The following is an 11,506-nucleotide window of genomic DNA, read 5'->3' as shown; positions in this document are numbered from 1 at the left end:
CCAGCCAAGCCTACAGCAGTGCCTCGACTATGTGAAGGCAGGCGATCTCTTAGTCTTACTATGTCATAAGGAATCGGGGAGAATACGTTCATCCCAACAGCCGATTGGATTCCACGAGAGAACGGATAACGGATGGAACAGCGCTTCGAAGCTTACCTCGATCATCTGTGCGATTCCCTGGGCCACGTGGACCGGCATGAAGGTCTGCGTGGGTATTGCCAGGGATTGATGTTGCCGCTGGCACGAAAGAGCGTCGAGCCGCTGGCCGCAGGAATCGATCCCCATGCCGTGCGGGCACGCCACCAGTCACTGCATCATTTCGTCGCCAAATCCGACTGGTCGGACGAGGGATTGCTCGAGCGTGTGCGGGCCTGGGTGGAGCCGGCGCTGCTGCGCGAGGGCGGCACCGAGTGCTACTGGATCGTCGACGACACGGGCTTTCCGAAGCAGGGCAAGCACTCGGTCGGTGTGGCGCGCCAGTACTGTGGCCAACTGGGCAAGCGGGACAATTGCCAGATTGCCGTGAGTCTGACGCTGGCTACCCAGAGGGCGAGTCTTCCCATAGCCTGGCGGCTGTATCTGCCCGAGGATTGGGCGGCGGATACGGCGCGGCGCACCCGGGCCGGTGTGCCGGAAGGGATTGGATTCCAGACCAAGCCCACGATTGCACTGGAACAGCTCAAGGCCGCCCTGACTGCCGGGATTGCGCGGGGTCCTGTGTTGGCCGATGCCGGCTACGGCAACGATACGGGGTTTCGCGATGGGCTGACCGAGTTGGGGCTGGTCTACGCCGTCGGCGTGCAGGGAACGACGAGCGTCTGGCCGGAAGGCAAGGCGCCTCTGCCCCCGGAACCGTGGAAGGGCGTGGGACGCAAACCCCGACTGCGGCGGCGGGATGCCGAACATCGGCCGGTCAGCGTGAAGGCGCTGGCGCTCGCTCTGCCGGCCAGTGCTTATCGTACCGTCACCTGGCGGCAGGGCAGCAACACGGCACTGTCCGGTCGCTTTGCCGCAGTTCGGGTGCGGGCGGCGCATCGCGACCAGCAGCGGACTGCCATACGCGACGAAGAATGGTTGCTCATCGAGTGGCCCGAGGGGCAGCGGGAACCGGAAAAATACGTCCTGTCGACCCTGCCCGCGGACACCTCTCTCGAACGGCTCGTTGCGGTGACCAGGATGCGCTGGCGCATCGAGCGCGATTACCAGGAACTGAAGCAGGAATTCGGTCTTGCCCATTATGAAGGGCGCGGCTGGCGTGGCTTTCACCATCATGCCTCCCTGTGCATTGCCGCCTATGGCTTTCTGGTGGCCGAGCGCCTGCGTCATCCTGACACCCCAAAAAACGCCACACTCCGCCCGCCATCTGCCTTACCCCGAGAGTACGTTCCGCGGGGCCGCTCAGCGGCCCCAGCGTCATCAACCCAACGCGATCACGACCTTGCGCTGGCTGATCGCCCAGCGCCTGGCGAGCCGTCTTGATCGTTGTCCGTGCTGCGGACGGAAAAATAGCGAGCAGATGAATGTTTAACTTTATGACACAGTAAGATTAAGGGTGCATATCGATTCGTCGATACCGAACGGGCACTCAATGTATGACGCCCCTTTGATACCAGAGGGAAGCACTATCAGCTCAGCATGGCCAGTCGCTCGCACACCGCCGCCTCGATGCCGGCGGCGTCCAGGCCGCATTCGGCGAGCATTTCCGCGGGCCGGGCGTGTTCCACGTAATGGTCCGGCAGGCCCAGGTGGAGCAGCGGCTTGAGGAGGCCGGCCTCGGCGAGGTATTCCGCCACCGCGCTGCCGGCGCCGCCCATGATGCTGTTCTCCTCGACGGTCACCAGCAGCTCGTGGCTAGCGGCCAGTTCGCGCACCAGCTCCGCGTCCAGCGGCTTGACGAAGCGCATGTCGGCCACCGTGGCGTCCAGCTTCCCGGCCACCTGCAGCGCCTCGGCCACCTGCACGCCGAACACCAGCAAAGCAACCCGCGGGCCGTCGCTCTTCTTGCTCCGGCGGCGCAGCACGCCCTTGCCGATCGGCAAGGGTTGCAGGCCCGGCTCGAGGGCCGCGTTCGGTCCGCTGCCGCGCGGGTAGCGCACCGCCGCCGGGCCTTCGAACAGGTAGCCGGTGGTGAGCAGCCGGCGCAGCTCGTTCTCGTCGCTGGGGGTCATCACCAGCATGCCGGGGATGCAGCGCAGGTAGGAGAGGTCGAAGCTGCCGGCGTGGGTCGGGCCGTCCTCGCCGACCAGGCCGGCGCGGTCGATGGCGAACAGCACGTCGAGGTTCTGCACCGCGACGTCGTGGATCAACTGGTCGTAGGCGCGCTGCAGAAAGGTCGAGTAGATCGCCACCACCGGCTTGAGGCCGTCGCAGGCCATGCCGGCGGCGAGGGTCACGGCGTGCTGCTCGGCGATGGCCACGTCGAAGTAGCGCTCCGGGAAGCGCTGGCTGAAGGCGACCAGGTCGGAGCCCTCCTTCATCGCCGGGGTGATGCCGGCCAGGCGCGGGTCGGCGGCGGCCATGTCGCACAGCCAGCGGCCGAAGATGCCGGAGTAGCGGGGAGGCGCGGGCTGGCGCGGCGCGCTGCCCTCGGGCTCCAGCTTGGTGATCGCGTGGTAGCCGATGGGATCGGCCTCGGCCGGGGCGAAGCCCTTGCCCTTCTTGGTCACCACGTGGAGGAGCTGCGGCCCCTTGAGGTCGCGCATGTTGCGCAGGGTGGCGAGCAGGGTCGGCAGGTCGTGGCCGTCGATCGGGCCGATGTAGTTCCAGCCGAGCTCCTCGAACAGGGTGCCGGGCACCAGCATGCCCTTGGCGTATTCCTCGGTGCGCCGGGCGATCTCCCAGGCGCCGGGCAGGCGCGAGAGGATGTTCTTGCTGCCCTCGCGCATGCTCGCGTAGGTGCGGCTGGAGAGGATCTTGGCCAAGTAGTTGGATAGCCCGCCGACGTTCTTGGAGATCGACATGTCGTTGTCGTTGAGTACCACGAGCATATCGGCCCGCACGTCCGAGGCGTGGTTGAGCGCCTCGAAGGCTATCCCGGCGGTCAGCGCGCCATCGCCGATCACGGCGATGCAGCGGCGCCGCTCGCCCTTCAGCCGCGCGGCGATGGCCATGCCCAGCGCGGCGCCGATGGAGGTGCTGGAGTGGCCAACGCCGAAGGTGTCGTAGGGGCTTTCCGAGCGGCGCGGGAAGGCGGCGATGCCGTCCTTCTGGCGCAACGTGAGCATGCGTTCGCGGCGGCCGGTGAGGATCTTGTGCGGGTAGGCCTGGTGGCCGACGTCCCACACCAGGCGGTCTTCGGGGGTGTCGAAGACGTAGTGCAGGGCGATGGTCAGCTCGATCACGCCGAGCCCGGCACCGAAGTGCCCGCCGGTCTGCCCGACGGTGTAGAGCAGTTCCTGGCGCAGTTCGTCGGCCAGCACTTCGAGTTTTGCCTCGCCGAGCTGGCGCAGCCGGTCCGGCGTCGCGGCGCGGTCCAGCAGGGGGGTGGCGGGGCGCTCGCGGGGAATCTCGTGGAACGTCTTGGGCATCGGAGGATTGTTACGGCAGGAAAAAGAGGCGGTATTTTACCCGATCGCGGCGAGCTCTAGATATTCGTCGGCCCGCTTCGCAAGCGTCGCCGGTCGCAGGCGGCGCCTCAGTGGCGCCGCTCGACGATGTAGCGGGCGAGCGCGCGCAGGGGATCGGCCCCGGCATCGAAGCCCTCGAGGGCGCCCAGGGCCTGGTCGCGCAGGGCCAGGGCATAGGCCTTGGCGGCCGCGAGGCCGAGCAGCGCGGGGTAGGTGGGCTTGTCGTTGGCCTGGTCCTTGCCCTGGGTCTTGCCGAGGGTGGCGGTGTCGCTTTCCACGTCGAGGATGTCATCCTGGACCTGGAAGGCCAGGCCGATGGCCCGCGCGTAGACGGCCAGCGCGGCGAGGCCGGACTCGTCGGCGCGGCCGCTAGCCAGGGCGCCGAGGCGCACGCTGGCCTCGATCAGCGCGCCGGTCTTGTGCCGGTGCATGGTTTCCAACGCGTCGCGGTCGAGCCGGTGGCCGACCGCTTCGAGGTCGATGGCCTGGCCGCCGACCATGCCGGCCGGCCCGGCGGCGCGGGCCAGGGTGCGCGACATCTCCAGGCGCAGCCCGGCATCTTGGGGATTGCGCCGGGCGTCGGCGAGCACCTCGAAGGCCAGCGCCTGCAGGCCGTCGCCGGCGAGGATCGCGCAGGCTTCGTCGAAGGCCCGGTGGGTGGTCGGCTGGCCGCGGCGCAGGTCGTCGTCGTCCATCGCCGGCAGGTCGTCGTGGACCAGCGAGTAGGCATGGATCAGCTCCACCGCGCAGGCGGCGCCCTCGGCCCGTTCCGGCGTGCCGCCGAGAGCCTCGCAGGCGGCGTAGACCAGCAGCGGGCGAACCCGCTTGCCGCCGTTGACGACGCTGTAGCGCATCGCCTGGTAGAGCCGCCGCAGTTCGGCGCGCGGGGGCTGCAAGAGGGTTTCCAGGGCGGCGTCGACGCGGGCCTGGCACTGCTTCTGGTAGGCGGCGATCATGGCTGGGCGTCCGCGTCGAAGGGGGCCGTTTCGAGTGTGCCGCCATGCGCCAGGAGGATCTGCACCTTCTGCTCGGCCTGGCCCAGCGCGGCCTGGCAGTCGCGGGTCAGGCGGATGCCCTGCTCGAAGCAGGCCAAGGAGTCTTCCAGCGACAGCTCGCCGCCCTCCAGGCGTTCGACCAGTTGGTGCAGTTCGGCGAGGGATTGCTCGAAGTCGACGGCGGCTTTCTTGCGGGCCATGGATGGGAACCTGTGTCGGCGGCATGGAAAAATCGCCGCGACACTAGCAGAGCCGGGGCGGGTGATAAGTTTGTCAATGACTGTAGACTCGTCCTTTCCAGCGTGAACGCACGCCGCGCCAATAACGGATGGCCGAACTCCAGGTCATGCCAAGATAGAACGCTGCGCTAAGGGGCAATAGCAAGGCCCAGAGCGGGGACATGCGGTAATAGCGCAAGATCGGCAGGTAGCTCAGCGTCATAGCCGTCCAGGCTGCCAGCGCCCAAGGTCGGGTGAGCGACAGACCCAGCAGGACGAACGGCCCGCCATAGGCGACGATGAAGAGGACTGTCACGGCCAGCAGCAACCATGCGGAATAGCCGAGTTGAGTGAAGGCCGAGCGCGCCACCATGTCGTGGATAGATACCAAGGTGCTGTAAGGGCGCAGGCTCACCGCGCCACGGCTCAGGCCCAGCCAGGTACGGTAACCGGCCTGCTTGACCTGTCTCGCCAGGGTACAGTCATCGATCAGGGCGTTGCGCAGACTGGCAAAGGCACCTATATGCCGCAAGACTTCAGTATCCACCAGCACACAACCGCCTGCTGCCGCAGCGACATACCTGTTGCGCGAATTGGACAGGGCAAACGGGTAAAGCAGCTTGAAGTAATAGACGAACGTCGGCAGCAGCAGGCAATCCCAAAAGCTGGTGCGGCGCAAGTCCGCCATCAACGAGACGAAATGCAGGCCTTCACGTTGCTTGAACTCCAGCAATGCCGGCAGCAGGCCGGGGAGAAGCTGGATGTCGGCATCGAGCAAAAGCGTCATCGCCGTGTGCACCTGCGACTTTCCCTGTTCCAGCGCCCACAGCTTGCCAGCCCAGCCCTCAGGCAAGGGGCGGCCGCCTACAACGCGGGTATGGGGGAAGGCGGTGGCGATACTCGCTGTGGCGTCACTGGATTGATCGTCCACGACTACCACCTGCAACCCGTTTCCCTGCTTTTGCAGAGCGGCCAGGATGGTGCCGATCGTCTCGGCTTCGTTGCGTGCCGGAATCAGTACGGTGATCCCGCTGAGATCGGCTACTGACATGGGCGACGAGTCGACCTCGAGCCGTTCGCGGGTGCTCCATGGCCGCCAAGGAGCCAGCAACAATCCCACCCAGATCATGAAGGGGAGGGCGGCAAACAATACGGTGAGCATTCGCGTCAGCCTTCATTCATGTCGGCGCCAGAGGGCTGGATGGCGTGGACCGGGATGCGTGCAGGGGCAGCATCGGTGCGACTGCCGTACCGAACCGGCAGATTCGGGGCCATCACGCTGTCGGTACGAGGCCCGAACATGGCTACCCGCATGGCCGCGAGTGGGTGTGCAAAGGTGTCATTGACGGCGCTGCCTTCGAAGCCGCAGTGGGCCATGCAGTTGTCGCATTTGGGGTTGATGCCGACGCCGTATTGTTCCCAGCAGGTGTCTTCCATCAGCGCCTTATAGGTCGGTGCATATCCCTCATCGACCAGCAGATAGCAGGGTTTCTGCCAGCCGAAAATGCTGTAAGTCGGGTTGGACCACGGGGAGCACTGGTAACTCTGGTTGCCGGCCAGAAAATCGAGAAACATCGATGACTGATTGAATACCCAGCGACTCTTGCGCTCCTTGCCGCGCTTGAACACCTCGCGGAACAGCTCCTTGCTCTCGGTGCGACCGAGAAATACGTCTTGACGCGGTGCGTGCTGGTAGCTGTAGCCTGGGGAGACGGTGATGCCCTCGATGCCCAGAGACATGGCGTAGTCGAAGAAGTCGGCGATTTCAGCCGGCGGTTCCCCATTGAACAGAGTGCAGTTGATGGTCACCCGGTAGCCGCGCGCAAGCGCCAGCTTTATCGCAGCGACAGCTTTGTCGAATACACCCTTCATGCATACCGACTCATCGTGGCGCTTCTGCAAGCCATCCAAATGAATCGACCAGGTGAAGTAGGGCGAGGGTTCGTATTCGTCGATGTGCTTGGGCAGCAGAATGGCATTGGTGCATAGATAGACGAATTTCTTGCGTGCGACGATGCCCTGTACGATCTGCGGCATTTCCTCGTGAATCAGGGGCTCGCCCCCAGGGATGGAAACCACCGGCGCGTCACATTCGTCCACCGCGCGCAAAGCGTCCTCGACGCTCATGCGCTTGCGCAAGACATCCTTGGGATGGTCGATCTTGCCACAGCCGGCGCAGGCAAGATTGCACTGGAACAGGGGCTCCAGCATCATCGCCAACGGATAGCGGTGTTGACCGCTCAGCTTCTTGCCAAGGATATAGCGCGCGATCTTGATCTGTTGAATGAAAGGAATGCCCAATGGGGTCTCCGTGATATCGGACTATCATGCACGAGCGTATGCGCCTGTATTCAACCCTGATCGCTGTCGCATGCGGAACAGGATGAGCGCATCGAAACGCTTGAGGTCAGAAGGCGAATACTTCGGTGTATTCTCGGCGCAGACGTTCCCATTCGATCTTGAACCAGGGCGTGAACCTTTGTGGGTGCTCCGCCATTTCCGCATCCAACGCTTCCGGAGAAATGTAGCGCAGTGCCGAAACCTCGCTGAGGTTGAGGCTGGGGGCCTCGTCGCTGCGTCCGGCATAGACCGAGCATAACTCGTGCTCGGCGCCTTCGGCATCGAATTGTGCCTGATATTCGAACTTGAACAGAAACTGCAGTTTGCACTGCATGCTTAGTTCCTCATTGAGACGCCGCTCGACAGCTTCGTCCAGCGTCTCGCCACGGCGCGGGTGGCTACAGCAAGTATTGGACCAGAAGCCGGGCCACAGGCGCTTGCCGGCTGCGCGTTGCTGCAGCAGCAATTCGCCTCGACGATTGAACACAAACAATGAAAAGGCCCGATGCAGCAAACCCTGCCCCTGGTGCGCGGATGCCTTGTCGAGAAAGCCAATCTCCCGATCATACGCGTCGACCAGTACCAGTGGCTCGTCATTAAAGGAAACTTCGTTTCTCAACTGACGCCATTGGCAAGAGCCTTGTTCTTCATTAATCAAACCAATCTCCTCAACGGATCGAACTTTGGCATTATAGCGCAGAACCTCCAAATCTTCATGATGCTACCATCGATGAGTGTTCGCTACGAAGCCGTGCAGGATGACATCGGCAGGCTTTTTGCGCAGACTTAGCTCGCTATCGTTCACTGCGGCCGTTATCGTCAGGCTCCTCCTATGCCGACCTATCATTTTGTCAGCACCCTCCTGTCCTGGCTGGGGACCGGACTGGCAGTCGTCACTGCCGGCTACGCCGTCGTTACCTTAGGCGCTGCGCTCAGAGGAATTCGCGACCCGGCCCCTGCGTTCGGTGCTGCCGATCGTACTCGGCCGGTCAGCGTTCTCAAGCCCCTACACGGCGCGGAGCCGCGGTTGTACGAGAATTTGCGCGACTTCTGTCGCCAGACCCATCCGAACTACCAGTTGATATTCGGCGTACGTGAGCCCGATGACCACGCTATCGCCGTGGTGCACAGATTGCGCGCGGAGTTCCCTCACCTGGATATCGGTCTGGTCATCGATCCGCGTGTACACGGCGCCAACTTGAAAGTCAGCAACTTGCTGAACATGCTGCCGTTGGCCCGTCATGACTGGCTGGTGTTGGCCGACAGCGACATCAGCGTGCCGGTGGATTACCTGGTGCGAGTGACGGCGCCGCTGGCAGATCCTGGCGTGGGTATCGTCACCTGTCTTTACTACGGCGTGCCGCAGGAAAGCTTCTGGTCGCGCCTGGGCGCTCTGTTCATCGACGATTGGTTTGCGCCCTCGGTCCGCTTATCGCATGTTTTCGGCTCCACCCGTTTCGCCTTCGGTTCGACCATCGCGTTGCGCCGCGAGGTGTTGCAAGCTATTGGTGGCTTCGAGGTCTTGCGTGATACTCTGGCTGACGATTTCTGGTTGGGGGAACTGACCCGGCGGGCTGGGTTGCGCACTGTGCTGTCGGATCTGCTGGTCGGTACCGAAGTGAGCGAAACCCGTTTGATCGAGCTGTGGACGCATGAGTTGCGCTGGTTGCGCACGATTCGCGCGGTCGCGCCAACTGGTTTTGCGCTGAGCTTCGTCTGTTTCACTTGGCCGGTATCCCTGCTCGGCCTGGTGCTGAACCCTTCGATGTTGAATGCCTGGCTCGTCGCGGTAGCGGGTGGCGCGCGCGTCGCTCGTTTTTTCTTCGGCCGGAAAGTCAGGTGTTCATCCGTGTCCTGGTACGAGGTCCTGCTGACTCCGTTTCGTGACCTGCTGCTGTTGTTGGAGTGGGCCATGGCCCTGACCAGTTGGCGAGTGGAGTGGCGTGGTCGGGTTTTGCATGCGTGCAAGGATGGGCCCATGCGTTATCTTTAGACTGCCCACTGCCTTGGTGTACTGGCGGACAGATCGGCAAATCTCGGCCTTTTATGGCTGTTAGAGCTAAGAGTTTCTATGAAGACGCTTTTTCTGCAGGCTCCATCCTTTGATGGTTTCGATGGCGGTGCCGGTTCGCGTTATCAGGCTAAGCGCGAAATCAAGAGTTTCTGGTATCCGACCTGGTTGGCTCAGCCGGCCGCCTTGGTGCCCGGTTCGCGTCTGCTGGACGCTCCGGTAGAGGAGCTTTCGGTCGAGGAGTCCCTGAGGATTGCCGCCGAATACGAGCTGGTGATCATCCATACCAGCACGCCTTCTTTCCCAACCGATGCCAAGTTCGCCGAATTGCTGAAGGCGCGCCGCCCCGAGGTTCTGATCGGCATGGTCGGCGCCAAGGTCGCGGTCGATCCGGCCGACTCGCTGCGCGCATCGACGGCGATCGACTTCGTGGCGCGCGAGGAATTCGATTACACCTGCAAGGAAATCGCCGAGGGCCGTTCCCTAGAGGAGGTTGCCGGCGTTAGCTACAGACTCGCCGATGGCGACGTGCGGCACAATCCGCCACGGGCGCCGATCGAGAATATGGACGAATTGCCCTTCGTGGCGCCCGTCTACAAGCGCGACCTGAAGATCGACCGCTATTTCATCGGCTATCTCAAGCATCCTTACGTATCCATTTATACCGGTCGTGGCTGCCGCTCCAAGTGCACCTTCTGCTTGTGGCCACAGACTGTCGGCGGTCATCGTTACCGTGTCCGCTCGGCCGCCAGCGTGATCGCTGAGGCGAAGTGGATCAAGGAGAACATGCCCGAAGTGAAGGAGTTGATGTTCGACGACGATACCTTCACCGATACTTCCAACTTGGAGCGTGTACACGACATCGCCCGTGGCCTGCATGCCCTGGGCTGGACTTGGAGTTGCAACGCCAAGGCCAACGTACCCTACGAATCGCTGAAGATCATGAAGGAAAATGGCCTACGCCTGTTGCTGGTGGGCTACGAGTCCGGCGACGACCAGATCCTGCACAACATCAAGAAGGGCCTGCGTACCGATATCGCCCGCAAGTTCACCGAAAATTGCCACAAGCTAGGCATTCAGGTACACGGTACCTTCATCCTCGGCCTGCCGGGGGAGACCAAGGAAACCATCGCTAAGACCATCGAGTTTGCCAAGGAGATAAATCCGCACACGGTGCAGGTATCGCTGGCGGCTCCCTATCCCGGTACCACGTTGTACAGGCAGGCTGTGGAAAATGGTTGGCTAGAGACTAATCAGGACGCCAACTTGGTCAATGACAAGGGAGTGCAACTGGCACTGATCAGCTATCCGCACCTGTCCAAGGAAGAGATCTATCACGGTGTGGAGACTTTCTACCGGAACTTCTATTTTCGCCCCTCGAAAATCTGGGAGATCGTCAAGGAAATGCTAGGCAGTTGGGAAATGACGAAGCGCCGTCTACGCGAGGGCGTGGAGTTTTTCCGCTTCCTGCATGCTCATGAGGCCTGAGTGCAATGCTTGTCCGGCCCCCATCGTGTGCGCAGCGCTCGGCTTTCGATGCTTTTGACTCGGCTGGCGCGCCACGACCTCGCCTGATTGTGACCGCAGACGACTATGGCCTGCATGAATCAATCAACGAGGCTGTCGAGCGGGCTTACCGTGAAGGGGTACTTCGAGCGGCCAGCCTGATGGTAGCGGCGTCCGCCGTGGGCGACGCTGTCGAGCGTGCCCGGCGTATGCCGGGGCTTGCCGTCGGTTTGCATCTGGTTCTGGCCGACGGCAAGGCCGTGCTGCCGCCTGCGCTTATCCCCGACCTGGTGGACGCCCAAGGCTGGTTTAACAGTGCCATGGTGCGCAACGGCTTCCGTTTCTTTTTCTTGCCCAGCGTGCGGCGCCAACTGGCCGCCGAGATTCGTGCCCAATTCGAGGTTTTCGCTGCGACTGGTTTGACCTTGGATCACGTCAATGCGCACAAGCATTTCCATCTGCACCCGACCATTTTGTCGTTGCTGCTTTCCATCGGCCAAGATTTCGGCCTGCGCGCCGTGCGGCTGCCTGCCGAACCGGGCATGGGGCTGTGGCTCCGCCCTTGGTTGAGCTTGATGCGCCGGCGCTTGGATCGGGCCGGGATTGTTTATAACGACCATGTTTTCGGCCTCCATCACAGTGGCCGCATGGACGAGGGGGTACTGCTGGAGATGCTGAGTCAATTGCCGGACGGTCTTTCGGAGCTGTACCTGCACCCAGCCGTCCGTGACGGATTGACGGCCAGCATGGCCAGCTATCGCCATTCCGACGAGTTGGCTGCTCTGCTGTCGCCACGCGTGCGTAGTGCTATTGTCGGACGCTACCGGCTGTGCAGTGGCTTCTGTGATCCGGCGGCTGCAGCAACATGAC

Annotated in this window: 10 protein-coding genes; 4 read left to right on the top strand and 6 right to left on the bottom strand. The window is 62.8% G+C overall.

Annotation, left to right across the window (positions count from 1 at the left end):
- Positions 1-132 precede the first annotated feature (132 nt).
- Entirely contained in the window at positions 133-1,479 is a 1,347-nt protein-coding gene (locus tag ACGI6K_RS12575) for an IS701 family transposase (RefSeq protein WP_394542923.1), read from the top strand.
- 146 nt (positions 1,480-1,625) lie between these two features.
- Here the strand turns inward: ACGI6K_RS12575 and dxs are convergent, their stop codons facing one another.
- From dxs to idi, 6 genes are all read right to left on the bottom strand, one after another.
- The gene (dxs, locus tag ACGI6K_RS12570; RefSeq protein ID WP_394542922.1) at positions 1,626-3,527 is read right to left on the bottom strand and encodes a 1-deoxy-D-xylulose-5-phosphate synthase; all 1,902 of its coding nucleotides are present in this window, start codon (positions 3,525-3,527) and stop codon (positions 1,626-1,628) included.
- Between the two features lie 107 nt (positions 3,528-3,634).
- On the bottom strand, positions 3,635-4,522 hold the full coding sequence (ispA, locus tag ACGI6K_RS12565; protein WP_377968665.1) for a (2E,6E)-farnesyl diphosphate synthase: 888 nt from the start codon (positions 4,520-4,522) through the stop codon (positions 3,635-3,637).
- Positions 4,519-4,761, bottom strand: coding sequence for an exodeoxyribonuclease VII small subunit (locus ACGI6K_RS12560; RefSeq protein ID WP_377968664.1), 243 nt, complete (start codon positions 4,759-4,761; stop codon positions 4,519-4,521). The genes ispA and ACGI6K_RS12560 overlap by 4 nt, the downstream gene beginning before the upstream one ends.
- Positions 4,762-4,834: 73 nt before the next feature.
- Entirely contained in the window at positions 4,835-5,941 is a 1,107-nt protein-coding gene (locus tag ACGI6K_RS12555; RefSeq protein ID WP_376946770.1) for a glycosyltransferase, read from the bottom strand.
- A 5-nt stretch (positions 5,942-5,946) separates the two neighbouring features.
- Positions 5,947-7,080, bottom strand: coding sequence for an adenosyl-hopene transferase HpnH (hpnH, locus tag ACGI6K_RS12550; RefSeq protein WP_376946772.1), 1,134 nt, complete (start codon positions 7,078-7,080; stop codon positions 5,947-5,949).
- A 106-nt stretch (positions 7,081-7,186) separates the two neighbouring features.
- Positions 7,187-7,777 (bottom strand): isopentenyl-diphosphate Delta-isomerase, encoded by a 591-nt coding sequence (gene idi, locus ACGI6K_RS12545; protein ID WP_376946774.1) that lies wholly within the window; start codon positions 7,775-7,777, stop codon positions 7,187-7,189.
- Between the two features lie 174 nt (positions 7,778-7,951).
- Between idi and hpnI the strand changes: the two genes are divergently transcribed.
- The 3 genes from hpnI to hpnK all read left to right on the top strand — a co-directional run bounded on the left by hpnI (position 7,952) and on the right by hpnK (position 11,505).
- Positions 7,952-9,112 carry a bacteriohopanetetrol glucosamine biosynthesis glycosyltransferase HpnI gene (hpnI, locus tag ACGI6K_RS12540; protein WP_376946776.1) on the top strand — a complete coding sequence of 387 codons (1,161 nt, stop codon included), beginning with the start codon at positions 7,952-7,954 and terminating at the stop codon, positions 9,110-9,112.
- Between the two features lie 78 nt (positions 9,113-9,190).
- Positions 9,191-10,618, top strand: coding sequence for a hopanoid biosynthesis associated radical SAM protein HpnJ (gene hpnJ / locus ACGI6K_RS12535; protein WP_376946778.1), 1,428 nt, complete (start codon positions 9,191-9,193; stop codon positions 10,616-10,618).
- A gap of 89 nt (positions 10,619-10,707) precedes the next feature.
- Positions 10,708-11,505, top strand: a complete 798-nt coding sequence (hpnK, locus tag ACGI6K_RS12530) for a hopanoid biosynthesis-associated protein HpnK (protein WP_376946781.1) — start codon at positions 10,708-10,710, stop codon at positions 11,503-11,505.
- Position 11,506 lies beyond the last annotated feature (1 nt).

It is taken from the genome of Azorhizophilus paspali (genome assembly GCF_043587585.2).
GTDB lineage: Bacteria > Pseudomonadota > Gammaproteobacteria > Pseudomonadales > Pseudomonadaceae > Azotobacter > Azotobacter paspali.
The sequence above is the reverse complement of the archived record's forward strand: the minus strand, read 5'-3'. Positions and strand labels throughout refer to the sequence as shown.

Bases quoted from the DNA above. Each gene is read 5' to 3' on its own strand.
- ACGI6K_RS12575 (WP_394542923.1), top strand. From the start codon at position 133: ATGGAACAGCGCTTCGAAGCTTACCTCGATCATCTGTGCGATTCCCTG.
- dxs (WP_394542922.1), bottom strand. From the start codon at position 3,527: ATGCCCAAGACGTTCCACGAGATTCCCCGCGAGCGCCCCGCCACCCCC.
- ispA (WP_377968665.1), bottom strand. From the start codon at position 4,522: ATGATCGCCGCCTACCAGAAGCAGTGCCAGGCCCGCGTCGACGCCGCC.
- ACGI6K_RS12560 (WP_377968664.1), bottom strand. From the start codon at position 4,761: ATGGCCCGCAAGAAAGCCGCCGTCGACTTCGAGCAATCCCTCGCCGAA.
- ACGI6K_RS12555 (WP_376946770.1), bottom strand. From the start codon at position 5,941: ATGCTCACCGTATTGTTTGCCGCCCTCCCCTTCATGATCTGGGTGGGA.
- hpnI (WP_376946776.1), top strand. From the start codon at position 7,952: ATGCCGACCTATCATTTTGTCAGCACCCTCCTGTCCTGGCTGGGGACC.
- hpnJ (WP_376946778.1), top strand. From the start codon at position 9,191: ATGAAGACGCTTTTTCTGCAGGCTCCATCCTTTGATGGTTTCGATGGC.